This window comes from Streptomyces sp. NPDC043867, assembly GCF_056435845.1.
Window position 1 is genome coordinate 48,457 of record NZ_JBWKDS010000009.1, and the last position, 16,646, is coordinate 65,102.

General features: G+C 68.5%; 13 protein-coding genes. 11 read left to right on the forward strand and 2 right to left on the reverse strand.

Features of this window, described 5'->3' with window-relative positions:
• The first annotated feature begins 280 nt into the window (after nt 1-280).
• From AC069T_RS11395 to AC069T_RS11410, 4 genes are all read left to right on the forward strand, one after another.
• Complete coding sequence (locus AC069T_RS11395) at nt 281-964, forward strand: PadR family transcriptional regulator (RefSeq protein WP_358854521.1); 684 nt, start codon at nt 281-283, stop codon at nt 962-964.
• 44 nt (nt 965-1,008) lie between these two features.
• Entirely contained in the window at nt 1,009-2,091 is a 1,083-nt protein-coding gene (locus AC069T_RS11400) for an inositol-3-phosphate synthase (protein WP_358854522.1), read from the forward strand.
• 77 nt (nt 2,092-2,168) lie between these two features.
• Nucleotides 2,169-3,431 (forward strand): MFS transporter, encoded by a 1,263-nt coding sequence (locus AC069T_RS11405; protein ID WP_478782512.1) that lies wholly within the window; start codon nt 2,169-2,171, stop codon nt 3,429-3,431.
• 116 nt (nt 3,432-3,547) lie between these two features.
• Nucleotides 3,548-4,018 (forward strand): LppU/SCO3897 family protein, encoded by a 471-nt coding sequence (locus tag AC069T_RS11410; RefSeq protein ID WP_478782513.1) that lies wholly within the window; start codon nt 3,548-3,550, stop codon nt 4,016-4,018.
• A 111-nt stretch (nt 4,019-4,129) separates the two neighbouring features.
• Here AC069T_RS11410 and AC069T_RS11415 read toward each other — a convergent pair whose 3' ends face one another.
• On the reverse strand, nt 4,130-5,596 hold the full coding sequence (locus AC069T_RS11415) for a CCA tRNA nucleotidyltransferase (RefSeq protein WP_478782514.1): 1,467 nt from the start codon (nt 5,594-5,596) through the stop codon (nt 4,130-4,132).
• A 234-nt stretch (nt 5,597-5,830) separates the two neighbouring features.
• Here AC069T_RS11415 and AC069T_RS11420 point away from each other — a divergent pair, with 234 nt between their 5' ends.
• From AC069T_RS11420 to trxA, 7 genes are all read left to right on the forward strand, one after another.
• Nucleotides 5,831-8,251: a DUF6049 family protein gene (locus tag AC069T_RS11420; protein WP_478782515.1), complete on the forward strand. Its 2,421-nt coding sequence runs from the start codon at nt 5,831-5,833 to the stop codon at nt 8,249-8,251.
• Nucleotides 8,252-8,297: 46 nt separating this feature from the next.
• Nucleotides 8,298-10,523 (forward strand): murein biosynthesis integral membrane protein MurJ, encoded by a 2,226-nt coding sequence (murJ, locus tag AC069T_RS11425; protein ID WP_478782516.1) that lies wholly within the window; start codon nt 8,298-8,300, stop codon nt 10,521-10,523.
• Nucleotides 10,524-10,641: 118 nt separating this feature from the next.
• Nucleotides 10,642-12,360: a protein kinase family protein gene (locus AC069T_RS11430; RefSeq protein WP_478782517.1), complete on the forward strand. Its 1,719-nt coding sequence runs from the start codon at nt 10,642-10,644 to the stop codon at nt 12,358-12,360.
• Nucleotides 12,361-12,388: 28 nt separating this feature from the next.
• The gene (gene sigM, locus AC069T_RS11435; protein ID WP_478782518.1) at nt 12,389-13,135 is read left to right on the forward strand and encodes an RNA polymerase sigma factor SigM; all 747 of its coding nucleotides are present in this window, start codon (nt 12,389-12,391) and stop codon (nt 13,133-13,135) included.
• Entirely contained in the window at nt 13,132-14,073 is a 942-nt protein-coding gene (locus tag AC069T_RS11440) for an anti-sigma factor family protein (protein ID WP_478782519.1), read from the forward strand. The genes sigM and AC069T_RS11440 overlap by 4 nt, the downstream gene beginning before the upstream one ends.
• Before the next feature lie 245 nt (nt 14,074-14,318).
• A complete protein-coding gene (trxB, locus tag AC069T_RS11445) occupies nt 14,319-15,290 on the forward strand; it encodes a thioredoxin-disulfide reductase (RefSeq protein WP_478782520.1) in 972 nt (323 codons plus the stop codon).
• A 44-nt stretch (nt 15,291-15,334) separates the two neighbouring features.
• Entirely contained in the window at nt 15,335-15,667 is a 333-nt protein-coding gene (trxA, locus tag AC069T_RS11450; RefSeq protein ID WP_478782521.1) for a thioredoxin, read from the forward strand.
• 106 nt (nt 15,668-15,773) lie between these two features.
• Here trxA and AC069T_RS11455 read toward each other — a convergent pair whose 3' ends face one another.
• Complete coding sequence (locus tag AC069T_RS11455) at nt 15,774-16,391, reverse strand: GNAT family N-acetyltransferase (RefSeq protein ID WP_478782522.1); 618 nt, start codon at nt 16,389-16,391, stop codon at nt 15,774-15,776.
• Between the last annotated feature and the right edge of the window lie 255 nt (nt 16,392-16,646).

Consider the following 16,646-nt stretch of genomic DNA (forward strand, 5'->3'; position numbering starts at 1 on the left):
ATTCACCCGTACTGCACCGAGGACAGGGACGTCCCCGGGCATCACTCGGTTCCCGGCGGTCTGCATGGCGCACAGACTACGCACCGTCAAAACCCACCGAGGGCCCAAGTTCACCCCAAATCAGGCAACTCACTTGCTACGAATCAGTGATGTGACGCCGTTCACCATCTCCCCTCTTGTCGCATCCGTAGAGGCGTTCTATCGTGCTGATGTATCGAGTCGATACATCAGCCCGTCATAGAGGCCGTGCCGACGTGACAGCGACAGGGAGGAGGCGATCATGAGCCGGCGTTCCGGCATCCTCGAGTTCGCCGTACTCGGCCTGCTCCGCGAGTCTCCGATGCACGGCTACGAGCTGCGCAAACGTCTCAATACGTCACTTGGTGTGTTCCGTGCGTTCAGCTACGGAACGCTCTACCCCTGCCTCAAGACGCTGGTCGCCAACGGCTGGTTGATCGAGGAGCCGGGGTCCACACCTGAGGACGCCCTCGCCGCTTCACTCACGGGGCGTCGCGCCAAGATCGTCTACCGGTTGACGGCGGAAGGTAAGGAACACTTCGAGGAGCTGCTCGCGCAGACGGGCCCCGACGCGTATGAGGACGAGCACTTCGCCGCCCGCTTCGCGTTCTTCGGACAGACGTCGCGCGACGTACGCATGCGCGTACTGGAGGGCCGCCGCAGTCGGCTAGAGGAACGCCTGGAGAAGATGAGCGCCTCGCTGGCGCGCACCCGGGAGCGCCTCGACGACTACACCCTCGAGCTCCAGCGGCACGGAATGGAGTCCGTGGAGCGCGAAGTGCGCTGGCTGAACGAGCTCATCGAGAGTGAGCGGGCCGGACGGGACCAGAAGCGTTCCGGCCCCGAAGGACCCGCTCAGCAGGACAGCACATCTGGAGAGACGGGCGGCCTGCCCCGGCACCGGGACAGCTCCCGGCCGGATCCGTCCGACGACACCACCACGTGAGACCCATTCGGGGTCTCACCGAGTACACACAGGGAGCAACCGGAATGGGTTCGGTTCGCGTAGCCATCGTCGGCGTGGGCAACTGCGCCGCGTCGCTGGTCCAGGGCGTCGAGTACTACAAGGACGCCGACCCGGCGTCCAAGGTGCCGGGCCTGATGCACGTGCAGTTCGGCGAGTACCACGTGCGTGACGTCGAGTTCGTCGCCGCGTTCGACGTCGACGCCAAGAAGGTCGGCCTCGACCTCTCGGACGCCATCGGCGCCAGCGAGAACAACACCATCAAGATCTGCGACGTCCCGAACAAGGGCGTCACGGTCCAGCGCGGCCACACCCTCGACGGCCTCGGTAAGTACTACCGGGAGACCATCGAGGAGTCCGCCGAGACCCCGGTCGACGTGGTCAAGGTCCTCAAGGACCAGCAGGTCGACGTTCTCGTCTGCTACCTGCCCGTCGGTTCCGAGGACGCGGCGAAGTTCTACGCCCAGTGCGCCATCGACGCCAAGGTCGCCTTCGTCAACGCCCTTCCGGTCTTCATCGCCGGCACCAAGGAGTGGGCCGACAAGTTCACCGAGGCCGGCGTCCCGATCGTCGGTGACGACATCAAGTCGCAGGTCGGCGCCACCATCACGCACCGTGTGATGGCGAAGCTGTTCGAGGACCGCGGTGTCCGTCTCGAGCGCACCATGCAGCTCAACGTGGGCGGCAACATGGACTTCAAGAACATGCTGGAGCGCGACCGCCTCGAGTCGAAGAAGATCTCGAAGACGCAGGCCGTCACCTCGCAGATCCCCGACCGCGACATGGGCGCGAAGAACGTGCACATCGGCCCCTCGGACTACGTGGCCTGGCTGGACGACCGCAAGTGGGCGTACGTCCGCCTCGAGGGCCGTGCCTTCGGCGACGTTCCGCTGAACCTGGAGTACAAGCTCGAGGTCTGGGACTCCCCGAACTCCGCGGGTGTCATCATCGACGCCCTGCGCGCCGCGAAGATCGCCAAGGACCGCGGCATCGGCGGCCCGATCCTCTCCGCGTCGAGCTACTTCATGAAGTCCCCGCCCGTCCAGTACTTCGACGACGAGGCCTACGCCAACGTCGAGAAGTTCATCAAGGGCGAGGTCGAGCGCTAAAGCGCCGCTGTCGCGAGCCAGTTGAGGGTCCCCGGGTCGTCGCCCGGGGGCCCTCCTCGTATGTGAGGCTGGGCCCCATGTCCGTCGTGCGTGACCTGCGCGTACTTCTGCGCTTCCAGGGGTTCAGACGCCTGCTCGCCGTCCGGCTGCTGTCCCAGGGCGCCGACGGCGTGTACCAGGTCGCGCTCGCCACGTACGTCGTGTTCTCGCCGGAGAAGCAGACCTCGGCCGCCGGCATCGCCTCGGCCATGGCGGTACTGCTCCTGCCGTACTCCCTCGTGGGTCCCTTCGCGGGCGTCCTGCTGGACCGCTGGCGCCGGCGGCAGGTCTTCGTCCACGGCAACCTGCTGCGAGCGCTGCTGGCGTGCGTGACGGCCGTCCTGATGCTCAGCCACGTCCCCGACTGGCTCTTCTACGCCTCCGCCCTGTGCGTCACCGCGGTCAACCGCTTCGTCCTGGCGGGCCTCTCGGCCTCACTGCCGCGGGTCGTCGACTCCGAACGGCTGGTCATCGCGAACTCGGTGTCCCCGACGGCGGGGACACTCAGCGCGACCGCCGGCGGAGCCCTCGCCCTCGCCGTACGGCTGCTGACCGTGGACTCCAATGCCGTCGTGGTGCTTTTGGGAGCAGCCGTGTACCTGTGCGCGGCACTCGCCGCCCTGCGCATACCGCCGGACCTGCTCGGACCCGACCGCCACTTCGTGCGTCCGCGCCTGTGGGCGACGCTCGCCGACACCGCCTGCGGGCTCGCGGCGGGCATGCGTCATCTGTCCGAGCCGGCCCGCAGGGACGCCGCCTGGGCTCTCGCGTCCATGACGTTGATGCGTTTCTGCTACGGCGCCCTGACGGTCATGGTGCTGATGCTCTGCCGGTACGCCTGGTCGTCGGACTCCGAGGACGGCCTCGCTCTTCTGGGCCTCGCGGTGGGCCTGTCCGGCGCCGGCTTCTTCGCTGCCGCCGTGTTGTCTCCGGCGGTCGCCGGGACCGTGGGGCCGGTCCGCTGGATCGCCGTCTGCGCCGCCTGCGCCGCGCTGCTGGAGCCCGCGCTGGCCCTTCCGTTCGCCGTGCCCCCGATGCTGGCCGCAGCCTTCGTCCTGGGCCTGACCACGCAGGGTGCGAAGATCGCCACGGACACGATCATCCAGTCCTCCGTCGACGACGGCTTCCGTGGCCGGATTTTCTCTGTTTACGACGTGCTGTTCAACATCGCATTCGTCGGCGCGGCCGCAGTGGCCGCCCTCCTGCTGCCCTCTGACGGACGATCGGCGTCCCTGGTGGTCACGATCGCCGTTATCTACGCGACAGTTGCGGTGTCTATGACCCGCTTTGCACGTCAGTAAGTGTCACATCAACGCCACAGAGCTCCTCCGGGCTACAGAGTGGCTTGTGAATCCCGATAGTTTACGTGCGTCTTATTTCACGCCACGTGCTCTCATCGTTCGAGGGGGACCCCCAAGTGACCGTTTCGCCGCCGCCGCAGGGCCAGAATCCTTACGCCGCCCAGCCCACCGCTCCTGCGGACCAGCAGCCCGGGGTTCCCCCGCAGCAGCCCTACGCGCCGTTCCCGCAGCAGGCCGGAGCCCCGGTCCCGCCGCCGGCTCCGGCCAAGCGGTTCGGCAAGAAGGCCATGCGCGTCGTCGCCCTGATCCTGGTCGCCATAGGCCTGTACGGGGCGAAGTGGTACTTCGGTCAGAGCGACGCGGAGACCACGTCGGTGGGCAGTTGCATGCACAACGACGGCACTACCTCCAACGCCGACCTCAACGAGGTCGACTGCTCCTCGAGCGACTCCCAGTACAAGGTCGTCGAGAAGTTCGACAACACCAGCGACGACAGCAAGTGCGAGAGCGTCTCCGCCGCGACGGTGTACTACGTCCAGTCCGGCGGCGGCCACAACGTGGTGCTCTGCCTCAAGGAGACCAAGTAACAGCTCGGCCGGTATACGCCGAGGGGCGGTGTTTCACGTGAAACACCGCCCCTCGGCGTATCCGTGTCATGTTTCACGTGAAACACGACACCGTTCTTCCGTTCTCGGAACTCAGGCCTGCGCGGCCCACCAGTCCTTGAGAGCCGCCACCGCCGCCTCATGCTCCATCGGGCCGTTCTCCAGGCGCATTTCGAGCAGGAACTTGTAGGCCTGTCCGATCGCCGGGCCCGGGCCGATCCCGAGGATCTCCATGATCTGGTTGCCGTCGAGGTCCGGCCGGATGGAGTCCAGCTCCTCCTGCTCCTGGAGCTGGAGGATGCGCTCCTGCAGACCGTCGTACGCACGCGAGAGCGCGGTCGCCTTGCGCTTGTTGCGCGTGGTGCAGTCGGACCGCGTCAGCGCATGGAGGCGACTGAGGAGGGGCCCCGCGTCGCGGACGTAACGCCGGACCGCGGAATCCGTCCACTCACCCGTGCCGTACCCGTGGAAGCGCAGGTGGAGTTCGACCAGACGCGAGACGTCCTTCACCAGTTCGTTGGAGTACTTGAGAGCCGTCATCCGCTTCTTGGTCATCTTGGCACCCACCACCTCGTGGTGGTGGAAGGAGACCCGCCCGTCCTTCTCGAAGCGGCGCGTCCTGGGCTTGCCGATGTCGTGCAGCAGTGCGGCGAGCCGAAGAACGAGGTCCGGGCCGTCCTCCTCCAGCGCCATCGCCTGTTCCAGCACGATCAGAGTGTGCTCGTAGACGTCCTTGTGCCGGTGGTGCTCGTCCCGCTCCAGACGCAGCGCGGGAAGCTCCGGCAGCACGTGATCCGCCAGCCCCGTCTCGACGAGCAGCGTCAGGCCCTTGCGCGGCTGGGCGGCAAGGATCAGCTTGTTCAGCTCGTCCCGCACCCGCTCCGCGGACACGATCTCGATGCGTCCGGCCATGTCCTTCATCGCGGCGACGACGTCGGGCGCGACCTCGAAGTCGAGCTGTGCCGCGAAGCGGGCGGCGCGCATCATCCGGAGCGGATCGTCGGAGAAGGACTCCTCCGGAGTGCCGGGCGTACGCAGAACATGCCCCGCGAGGTCCTCCAGACCACCGTGCGGGTCGATGAACTCCTTCGCCGGAAGCGCGACGGCCATCGCGTTCACGGTGAAGTCGCGACGGACCAGGTCCTCCTCGATGGAGTCGCCGTAGGACACCTCGGGCTTGCGCGAGGTCCGGTCGTACGCCTCGGAGCGGTACGTCGTGATCTCGATCTGGAAGGACTGCTGTACGTCACCGACACGAGCGTCCTTCTGCGCTCCCACGGTGCCGAAGGCGATCCCGACCTCCCACACGGCGTCCGCCCACGGCCGCACGATCTTCAAAACGTCCTCGGGACGGGCGTCGGTCGTGAAGTCCAGGTCGTTGCCGAGCCGGCCGAGGAGCGCGTCCCGGACCGAGCCGCCTACCAGGGCCAGCGAGAACCCGGCCTCCTGGAAACGGCGGGCGAGGTCGTCGGCGACAGGGGACACCCGCAGCAGTTCGCTCACTGCGCGGCGCTGCACCTGACTCAGGGCGCTGGGGTTCTCTTCGTTGGCGTTCGGCACAACAGAAAAGGGTACGTGGCCCGCACCACCTCGGGCGCCTTCATTGAACGTGCACACCCCTGTCCTCGGGAACGGGCCGGGACGCGACCCCTGATACACGCACATAGAGGACAGGCCAGCAGGGGCTGCCGATCTTGTGGAGCAGACCGCGGCACTTCCCCTCCGCGCACATCGTTACCATGCGTGGACGCACATTCCGACGACCACTGACGACGACGAGGGACGGGCGAGCGCGTGGCCGAGGCGGCAGACTTCCAGGGGATGAGTCCCTCACCTGCCCGCCGCTGGATGCGGCGCACCGGTGTCCTGCTCGCGGGTCTGCCCCTGCTGGCCGGCCTGGTCCAGCTGTCGTCCCCGCTTGCCCAGGCCGCCGAGCAGACCCCCCCGGCCGACGCCTCGTCGTCCGGCACCGTCGACGTCTCCGTGGACTCCCTCAGCCCCAGCGCCCCTACGGACGGTGACACCCTCACCGTCTCGGGCACGGTCACCAACAAGGGCAGGCAGCCGGTCACCGACGCCCGCGTGGACCTGCGCCTCGGTCCCTCGCTCGACAGCCGCACCGCGCTCGACACCGTGACCAAGCGCACCCGCTACCAGCCGGGACTCGACGGCGCGCCGGTGGGTGACAAGTACGCCGAGGAGTTCGCGAAGCTCACGCCGGGCGTCTCGCAGCACTTCAGCATCTCGGTGCCGGTCAAGGAACTGGACCTGGGGGACGACGGCGTCTACCCGCTCGGCGTCTCCCTCTCCGGCCGGTCGGCGGCCCTGCCGTACGAGCAGGTGCTCGGCATCCAGCGCACGTTCCTCCCCTGGCAGCCCGAGCCTGCGGACACCAGGACCAGAACGACGTACCTCTGGCCGCTGATCTCGAGCGTGCACCTCACGGCGGAAACCGGTTCGAACGAGCAGCAGACCCCGGTCTTCCAGAACGACGACCTGGCCAAGGAGATCTCTCCCGGCGGCCGCCTGGACCAGCTCCTGTCGCTGGGCAGCACGCTCGACGTCACCTGGGTCGTCGACCCGGACCTGCTGGCCTCCGTCGACGCGATGAGGGACGGCTACCGGATCCAGGGCAAGGGCGGCACCACGACGGCGGGCAGCAACCGCAGGGTCGCCGACGCCTGGCTGCTGAAGCTGGAGAAGACGGTTGCGGACAAGGAGGTCGTCGCCCTCCCCTTCGCCGACCCCGACCTCGCCTCGCTCGCCCACAACGGCAGGAACGTCACCGGCTCCCTGAGTCACCTCAAGGACGCCACCGACGTCGCCTCGGACACCGTGAAGACGATCCTGCACGTGACTCCGAGCACCGACTTCGCCTGGCCCGTCGACGGCGCGATCGACCCGTCGATCGTCAAGGTGGCCACCTCCGCCGGTGCCGACAAGGTGATCGCCCGCAGTGACAGCCTCAGGGAGACCGGCGGCCTCCCGTACACGCCCAATGCGGCCCGGCCCATCGGCGGCGGCACCACGGCGGTGGTCGCGGACTCCCGTCTGTCCACGGCGTTCCAGGGCGACATGACCAAGGCGGACACCTCGACGCGTGCCGTCCAGGAGTTCCTCGCCCAGAGCCTGGTGACCAGCCTGCAGCAGCCCGACAAGCAGCGCAGCATCGTGGTCGCCCCGCAGCGGATGCCCTCGGGAAGCCAGGCCCAGACCATGGCGCAGGCGCTGACGGCGCTCCGGGACGGGAACTGGTCCCGGTCCCAGGAGCTGACCGCGGCCGCCGACGCCAAGCCGGACCCGGACGCCACGACCCGGGTCCCGGCCGCCTCCGCGTACTCCTCCGCGCTGCGCCGGCAGCAACTGCCGGTGTCGGCCTTCGGGGACATCGAGAAGATCCAGCGCAAGCTGGACGGCTTCGAAGTGATCCTCATCAGCCCCGACCGCGTCGTCACCCCCTTCGGGCGGGCCATGGACCGGAGCATGTCCACCTCGTGGCGCGGCCGTGCCACGGAGGCGGCGACCTTCCGCTCCGGGGTGAACGCGTATCTCAGGGTGCTCACGGATCAGGTCAGGCTGATCGACAAGTCCGAGACGAAACTCTCGGGCCGCAGTGCCACGATCCCGGTGACGGTGCAGAACAACCTGGTGCAGGGGGTCGACAACCTCGTCCTGCGCCTCACGTCGGAGCAGCCGACCCGTCTCAAGATCGGTGACGGCCCCTACGACGAGCAGCCCATCGGTGTCTCGGGCGGACACAGCCAGTCGGTGAAGTTCATCACCAACGCCAACGCGAACGGCCCCGTCAGGGTCGTCGCCCAGCTCTACACGACGGACGGCCAGGCCTACGGCGCCCCCGTCGCCTTCGACGTGGACGTCAACGAGATCACGCCCACGGTCATGCTGGTCATCGCCGGCGGCGTCCTGCTCCTCGTGCTCGCCGGCTTCCGGATGTACACGCAGCGCAAGCGCGCGGTGGCCCGGCAGGCCGAGGAGGAGCCGGAGGATGGTCCCGAGGACGAGATCCTGAACGGGGACGGCGACGGCACCGTAGACACTGAGGACACCGACGCCACGGGCTCCCAGGACCGCCCCGCGGGGAAGTCCGGCACGGAGCCGGGGGCAGGCGACCCGGAGCACCCGAGTGACCCGACACCGGACACCGCACCGGAAAGCACCGACCCGTCCGGCACGGGTGAGAGAGTGGACCGTTGAGCGATGTCGTGGCCGGTGGGCCCGGGGACGATGAGGTGGGGTATCCATGAACGCGCCGTACGACGGTGACCGCGGTCAGGGCGCGGGCGACTCGGGCTACCCCGAGGGTCCACCGCGCGAGCCCGGCCAGACGCCACCGGGCCCCCCCGCGGACATGTACTTCCAGGACGCCTACGACCAGGATCCGTACCGCGGGCAGGACCTCTCCGCCCAGGATCCGGTGACCGAGGCGCTCTACGACCGTGCGGCACACCCGCCGCCTCCGCCGGGCACGTACCCGCCGCAGCCGCCGCTCTACGCCCAGCCGCAGCCGCAGCAGTACGCACCCGACCCCCGTGTGTGGGCCCAGACGCCCCCGCCCGAGCCCGCCGGCCCGACCCGGCACCTCCCCTACGGTGAGGACCCCCGGACGACCCAGTTCGTGGGCGTGGACGACCTGGTCACCCAGGCCGGCGAGGAGCGTCACGAGCCCGACGCCTTCGCCCACCTCTTCCGGGACCAGCAGCAGGACAGCGTCCGCCCTCCCATGGAGTCCGCGGCCGTGCCGAGCCCGTCCCCCGCGCCGTCCGTGCGCCCGGGGTCGAACAACCCAGCCCCGGCCCCCTCGCCCTCCCACGCCGCCACTGCTGCACCCAAGAAGGCCGGCCGGGCCTCGGGACTTCTGAAGTCGAGCGCGGTGATGGCCGCCGGCACGATGGTGTCCCGGCTCACCGGCTTCATCCGCTCCGCGCTGATCGTCTCGGCGCTGGGCGTCGGCCTGCTGGGTGACACCTTCCAGATCGCCTACCAGCTGCCGACCATGATCTACATCCTGACCGTCGGCGGCGGCCTCAACTCCGTCTTCGTACCGCAGCTCGTACGCGCCATGAAGGACGACGAGGACGGCGGCGAGGCCTACGCCAACCGGCTGCTGACGCTCGTCATGGTCGCCCTCGGCGCGCTCACCGTGCTCGCGGTCGTCTGCGCTCCGCTGCTGGTCCGCATGCTCTCCGCAGGGATCGCCGGCAACCCGGCCGCCAACGACGTCGCCGTCACCTTCACCCGCTACTTCCTGCCCACGATCTTCTTCATGGGCGTCCACGTGGTGATGGGACAGATCCTCAACGCGCGCGGCAAGTTCGGCGCGATGATGTGGACCCCGGTCCTCAACAACATCGTCATCATCGTCACCCTCGGCCTGTTCATCTGGGTGTACGGCTCCGCGGCGAACTCCGGCATGAAGGTCACGACCATCCCGCCGGAGGGCGAGAAGCTCCTGGGCGTCGGCGTTCTGCTCGGTCTCGTCGTGCAGGCCCTCGCGATGATCCCGTACCTGCGGGAGACCGGCTTCCGGCTGCGTCCGCGGTTCGACTGGAAGGGCCACGGCCTCGGCAAGGCCGCGATGCTCGCGAAGTGGACCGTGCTCTTCGTCCTCGCCAACCAGGCGGGCGCGATCGTGGTCTCCCAGCTCTCCACCGCGGCGGGCAAGGCCTCTCCCGTCGACGGCACCGGTTTCGCCGCCTACGCCAACGCCCAGCTCATCTGGGGCCTGCCCCAGGCCATCATCACCGTGTCGCTGATGGCCGCCCTGCTACCGCGGCTCTCGCGCTCCGCCAACGAGGGCGACACCGGCGCCGTCCGCGACGACATCTCCCAGGGTCTTCGCACCACGGCCGTCGCGATCGTGCCCGTCTCGTTCGGGTTCGTGGCGCTCGGCATCCCGATGTGCACGCTGATCTTCGGTTCCTCCGGAACCAGCGAAGCCACCAACATGGGTTACATGCTGATGGCGTTCGGCCTCGGCCTGATCCCCTACTCCGTCCAGTACGTGGTCCTCCGCGCCTTCTACGCCTACGAGGACACCCGGACGCCCTTCTACAACACGGTCATCGTCGCCGCCGTCAACGCCGGCGCCTCCGCCCTCTGCTTCTTCGTACTGCCCTCCCGGTGGGCGGTGGTCGGTATGGCCGCCTCGTACGGCCTCGCCTACGCGATCGGCGTCGGTATCGCCTGGAGCAGGCTGCGCAAGCGCCTCGGCGGCGACCTGGACGGAGCCCGCGTCCTGCGCACGTACGCACGGCTGGGCATCGCAGCGGTCCCGGCCGCGCTGATCAGCGGTGCGGCCTGCTACGGCATGAGCCGGTCCCTCGGACAGGGTGTCGGCGGCTCCTTCCTCGCACTCGTCGGCGGCGGCGCCCTCCTGCTCGGCGTCTTCTACGTCGCCGCGCGGAAGATGCGCATCGAGGAGCTCAACTCCATGGTCGGCATGGTCCGCGGCCGGCTGGGGCGTTGACGCTCGGGTAAGCGCACAACCATCGTTCGCTGCTGTGTGTCGTGCATAGCACCGGACTGTGGGCACAATTGGTTTCTGCGTCGGACAGCGCGCAACGGATGGGGAGGCAGGAGCGACGGTGGCGGAACGGAGCACGGCTGCCGTCGACGTGGCAGACAACAGCGGTGATGACGAGCCGCTGACCGCGAAGGCGGACCAGTCCACGGCCGACGGGGTGGCCCAGAACCTGGAGCGGGACACGGAGAGCGACGAGGCACAAGTGAGCGGGGGGATCGAGAGTCCCGGAAGGGTCTCACCGCCCGAACTGCACAGCGGTCACAAGCTCGCCAGACGCTACCGTCTCGAGGAGTGCGTCACTCGTCTGGACGGTTTCAGCAGTTGGCGCGCGGTGGACGAGAAGCTCCGCCGTGCCGTCGGCGTGCATCTGCTTCCCGCCGACCACAGCCGGGCCCGCTCGGTGCTGGCCGCTGCCCGGTCCTCCGCGCTGCTCGGCGACCCCCGCTTCGTCCAGGTCCTGGACGCGGTCGAGGAGAACGACCTCGTCTACGTCGTGCACGAGTGGCTCCCCGACGCCACGGAGCTGACCGCCCTCCTCGCTGCGGGCCCGCTGGAGGTGCACGAGGCCTACCAGATGGTCACCCAGGTCTCCCAAGCCATGGCCGCCGCCCACCGCGAAGGGCTCGCGCATCTCCGGCTGACACCGGGTGCCGTCCTGCGCTCCTCGTCGGGCCAGTGGCGCATCCGCGGCCTCGCCGTCAACGCCGCCCTGCGGGGTATCAGCTCCGACACGCCGCAGCGCACGGACACCGAGGCGATCGGCGCACTGCTGTACGCGGCACTCACTCAGCGCTGGCCCTACGAGGACGACGCGTACGGTCTGTCCGGGCTGCCCAAGGGCGTCGGACTGATCGCTCCCGACCAGGTCCGGGCGGGCGTCCACCGCGGCCTGTCGGAACTGGCCATGCGCGCGCTCGCCAACGACGGCGCGACCGCCTCGCGCCAGGAGCCGGCGTGCACGACGCCGGAGGAGCTGGTGAAGGCGATCGGCGAGATGCCCCGCATCCGCCCGCCGGAGCCCGCGTTCACCGCCCCGCCCGACTATCAGCGCACCACCTATCAGCAGGGCACATACGGGCGCCAGACGCTCCATCCGGGTGTCACTCAGTCCGTCGCACCCCCGCCGCCCCCCTTGCAGAGTCGCACCGGCAAGGCGCTGAAGTGGGCGGTTTCCGCACTGCTCATCGCCGCGCTGGGTCTCGGCAGCTGGCAGTTGGCGGACGCCCTGATGGACCGCAGCGAGAACGACGAGACCAACAAGACGCAAACCACCGACGGCAACGACAAGAACAGCGACAAGCACAGGCCGGTCAGGCCGATCCCGATCCGGGGCGCCCAGGAGTACTTCCCGGACGGGAAGCCGCAGCATGCCAGCGATGTCGGCCTGACCTACGACGGTGACAGCTCTACGTACTGGCGGACCTATTCCTACAACGACGGGCCGGTGCTCGCACCGTTCAAGCAGGGTGTGGGCATCATCTACGACCTCGGATCCGACCGTGGCCTCGCGTCGGCATCGATAGGGCTGAACTACATCGGCGACCACACCACGGTCTCGCTGTATGCGGCGGACTCGTTCTCCTCGTCCGCCTCGCTCGGTTCCATGAAGAAGATCGCCTCGGCGACGACCTCCGGCCGGCAGCTGAAGATCTCCGCGGACAGGGCCGTGAAGACGCGGTACGTCCTGGTGTGGATCACCGCGGCGCCGTACGCGGGCAAGGACGAGTTCAGTGGTGCCGGCTTCAAGCAGGCCGTGACGGATGTGAAGTTCACCGGCTGACGACTCGTCGACGGAGGGGAGGGGTCCGATGGCCGATGACGGCGCATACGGCGACGTGAGCGATCAGGATCTTCTGGCCCGCCACGTCGAGGGCGATTCCGAGGCCTTCGGCGAGCTCGTGCGGCGACACCGCGACCGCCTGTGGGCGGTGGCCCTGCGAACGCTGGGAGACCGCGAGGAGGCCGCTGACGCGGTTCAGGACGCACTGGTGTCCGCCTACCGGGCCGCCCACACCTTCCGTGGCCAGTCCGCCGTCACCACCTGGCTGCACCGCATCACGGTGAACGCCTGCCTGGACCGAGCCAGGAAGACCGCGTCCAGGAAGACGTCACCGGTCGACGACGCTGAGCGCTTCGAACAGCTCCTCGGGCCGCACGAGTCGGCATCCGCGCCCGCCGAGCGCAACGATCTCCACCGCGAACTCGTCGAGGCTCTGGGTACGCTCCCGCCCGACCAGCGAGCGGCCCTCGTTCTGGTGGACATGCAGGGGTACCCCGTGGCCGAAGCCGCTCGCGTCCTCGACGTACCCACGGGCACGGTGAAGAGCCGCTGCGCCCGGGGCAGAGCCAGACTGCTGCCGTTGCTCGCCCATCTCCGTGCGGGAAGCGGAAGCGACCAGGACGGAGAGAAGCCGGGCGGCGGAAGGAACCGGACCCAGGCGACATCCGTCCCACCCGCAGCAGCGTCACAGGACACGGGACCACAGGACGCGGGATCACAGAAGTCAGGGCCGAGCGACTCGGCCGCGGTGAAGGGCGGAGGTGGGCGAGCGTGACATCCATGACCGGCACGGCCGGCCACCCGGACGTATCAGAGCTCTCCGACCTCACCGAAGGCCTGCTCCCCCCTTCCCGCAGTGCGGAGGTCCGGCAGCACCTGGACGGTTGCCCGCTCTGCGCCGACGTCTACGCCTCCCTGGAGGAAGTCCGAGGACTGCTGGGTACGTTGCCCGGTCCCGCCCGGATGCCCGCCGACGTGGCGGAACGGATCGATGCCGCGCTGGCGGCGGAGGCCCTGTTGAGCGCCACGACTGCCAGCCTGGATCCCGCGGATGCTCCCGCCAAGTCCGACGCGTCAGCCGAAGTCGATGCCGAGGGCGAGCGTGTTTCACGTGAAACATCCACCACGCCCGTAGGGAACCGGCCCCCCGGTCATGCCCGCGCCGCCACCGGCCCGGGCCGCGCCCCTCGCCTGCGGCGCGGTCGCCGGGGCACTCTTGCTCTCGGTGCGGCCTTCGCTGCCGCCGCACTCAGCCTCGGAACGCTCCTCGTGCGATCGCTGACCGACGAGAATCCTGGGGACACTCCCGCCACAGCGACGCGGAGGCACACCGACGAGGCGCACATCTTCGTCGACGGCAAGCTGGGGAACCAAGTGGCGGATCTGCTGGCGCAATCCGGCTCCGGCACCGGCAGCAAGAAGCCCTGGGGCGTCGAGTCGGGTACCTCAGGGTCCGGGAGCAGTGAGCCGAAGACTCTCCGAGAGACCGGCGTGCAGGTACCAGTGTGCATTGAACGGGCCATCAACCGCAGCGACACCGTCCTCGCCGCCTCCGAGGGTGTGTACAAGGGCACGAGCGCTTACCTGGTCGTCCTGCCTCACACATCGGACCCCGCACAGGTCACGGTCTATGTCGTCGACGCGACGTGCGTGGACCAGGAGTCAGCCTCCGCGGGCAAGGTTCTGGTGAAGCGCTCCTACGCACGGCGCTGATCATCACGTACGGGCGGACTGCCGCGCCGTCCGGGCCACACCAGAACAGGCGCTGTCTGTGCCGTTCTGGCCGTCGGGCGGACTCGAACTGCGTCATTCGCCGCACCCGCGTACCCTGTGCCGACTCCGTGTGCCCGGACACACTGGGAATGCAAGCCCCTTAGGATCCGTTGGGTCGGGTGAGAGTTCAGAGCGAGGCTCCCACCGGCAGTACGCAGCAGTCTCCAGAGACGAGGAATCAAGCCGTGAGCGACGTCCGTAACGTGATCATCATCGGCTCCGGGCCCGCCGGCTACACGGCGGCGCTCTACACCGCGCGCGCGTCGCTGAAGCCGCTGGTGTTCGAGGGCGCCGTCACCGCAGGCGGCGCGCTGATGAACACCACCGAGGTGGAGAACTTCCCCGGCTTCCAGGACGGGGTCATGGGCCCCGAGCTCATGGACAACATGCGTGCCCAGGCCGAGCGCTTCGGTGCCGAGCTCGTCCCGGACGACGTCGTCTCCGCCGACCTGACCGGCGAGATCAAGACCGTCACGGACACCGCGGGCACGGTGCACCGCGCGAAGGCCGTGATCGTCACCACCGGTTCGCAGCACCGCAAGCTCGGCCTGCCGAATGAGGATGCCCTCTCCGGACGTGGCGTCTCCTGGTGCGCGACCTGTGACGGCTTCTTCTTCAAGGACCAGGACATCGCTGTGATCGGTGGCGGCGACACCGCGATGGAAGAGGCCACGTTCCTCTCCCGCTTCGCCAAGTCGGTGACTATCGTCCATCGCCGGGACACCCTGCGCGCCTCGAAGGCCATGCAGGACCGGGCTTTCGCCGACCCGAAGATCAAGTTCATCTGGGACAGCGAGGTCGCAGAGATTGAGGGCGACCCCAAGCTCTCCGGCCTCAAGCTGCGGAACCTGAAGACCGGCGAGATCTCCGACCTGGCGGTGACCGGCCTGTTCATCGCGATCGGCCACGACCCGCGCACCGAGCTCTTCAAGGGTCAGCTCGAGCTGGACGACGAGGGTTACCTCAAGGTCGCCGCTCCCTCGACCCGGACGAACCTCACTGGCGTCTTCGGTGCCGGCGACGTCGTGGACCACACGTACCGGCAGGCGATCACCGCGGCCGGCACCGGCTGTTCCGCCGCTCTCGACGCGGAGCGTTTCCTCGCCGCACTGGCTGACGGCGAAGCAACCGCCGAGCCCGAGAAGACCACTGTCTGACCCCCCCGTACGCCTCACCGCATCACCGAGTTAAGGAGCCCGCCGTGGCCGGCACCCTCAAGAACGTGACCGACGACTCCTTCGAGCAGGACGTCCTGAAGAGCGACAAGCCCGTCCTGGTGGACTTCTGGGCCGCCTGGTGCGGTCCGTGCCGCCAGATCGCGCCGTCGCTCGAGGCCATCGCCGCCGAGTACGGGGACAAGATCGAGATCGTGAAGCTCAACATCGACGAGAACCCGGGCACGGCCGCCAAGTACGGCGTCATGTCCATCCCGACCCTGAACGTGTACCAGGGCGGAGAGGTCGCCAAGACCATCGTCGGTGCGAAGCCGAAGGCGGCCATCGTGCGTGACCTCGAGGACTTCATCACCGAGTAGTCGTTGAGGCCGTCACGCCGACGGCGATGTTTCACGTGAAACACGAATGGGCCAACCCCCTGGGGTTGGCCCATTCGCATGAGAAGCCTCAGCGCCCAACCCGTGATTACAGGGGGCGCAGCGCGGGCTCTTTCTGGACCGCCCCCAACAGGCGGTCCAGTGCCAGCTCCACGTCTTCCTTCCAGGAGAGCGTCGTACGCAGCTCCAGGCGGAGTCGCGGATACCTGGGGTGGGGCCGCACCGTTTTGAAGCCAACGGCCAGCAGGTGGTCGGCGGGCAGCAGGCACGCCGGCTCTTTCCACTGAGCGTCCCCGAACGCCTCGATTGCTTTGAAGCCCCGGCGCAACAGATCCTTGGCCACCGTCTGAACCATCACGCGGCCAAGTCCTTGCTCCTGATACCCGGGGAGGATGAAGGCGGTCATCAGCTGGACCGCGTCCGGCGAGACCGGGCTTGTGGGGAAGGCCGTGGAGCGGGGGACGTAGGCCGGTGGCGCGTACATCACGAATCCGACCGGCTCGTCGTCGACGTAGACGACGCGGCCACATGATCCCCAGTCCAGCAGGACAGCCGAGATCCAGGCTTCCTTCTCCAGCGTGGGCGTGCCCGCCTTTATCGCGGCTTCACCGCTGACGGGGTCGAGTTCCCAGAAGACACACGAGGCACAGCGCTGGGGAAGGTCCTGAAGGTTGTCCAGCGTGAGCGGTACGAGCCGTCGCCCCATGAAGGCAGTTCCTCGCTTCCTTCGCCCGCTGCGCCGCGGGCGGCTGTCAGAGCGCTTCGCTCCCTGAGGAGGCTGCCGACGAAGCCGCCTACCCCTGGGCCCAGGCCGGTGGTGACCAGACCGGAACGGCTCACGGTCCGCATGGCCCCCGTCCGCCTCCCGATGAAGGTATCGCCAGGTGTAAAAGCCATACCCATCGCATCGTATCCACGATGCGATTCCATCGATACCGCCAGAAAGCAAAGAGCGGGCCGT

Excerpts from the sequence above, each read along its gene's own strand:
- AC069T_RS11400 (WP_358854522.1), top strand. The coding sequence starts at position 1,009 with ATGGGTTCGGTTCGCGTAGCCATCGTCGGCGTGGGCAACTGCGCCGCG.
- murJ (WP_478782516.1), top strand. The coding sequence starts at position 8,298 with ATGAACGCGCCGTACGACGGTGACCGCGGTCAGGGCGCGGGCGACTCG.
- sigM (WP_478782518.1), top strand. The coding sequence starts at position 12,389 with ATGGCCGATGACGGCGCATACGGCGACGTGAGCGATCAGGATCTTCTG.
- AC069T_RS11395 (WP_358854521.1), top strand. The coding sequence starts at position 281 with ATGAGCCGGCGTTCCGGCATCCTCGAGTTCGCCGTACTCGGCCTGCTC.
- AC069T_RS11405 (WP_478782512.1), top strand. The coding sequence starts at position 2,169 with ATGTCCGTCGTGCGTGACCTGCGCGTACTTCTGCGCTTCCAGGGGTTC.
- AC069T_RS11455 (WP_478782522.1), bottom strand. The coding sequence starts at position 16,391 with ATGGGGCGACGGCTCGTACCGCTCACGCTGGACAACCTTCAGGACCTT.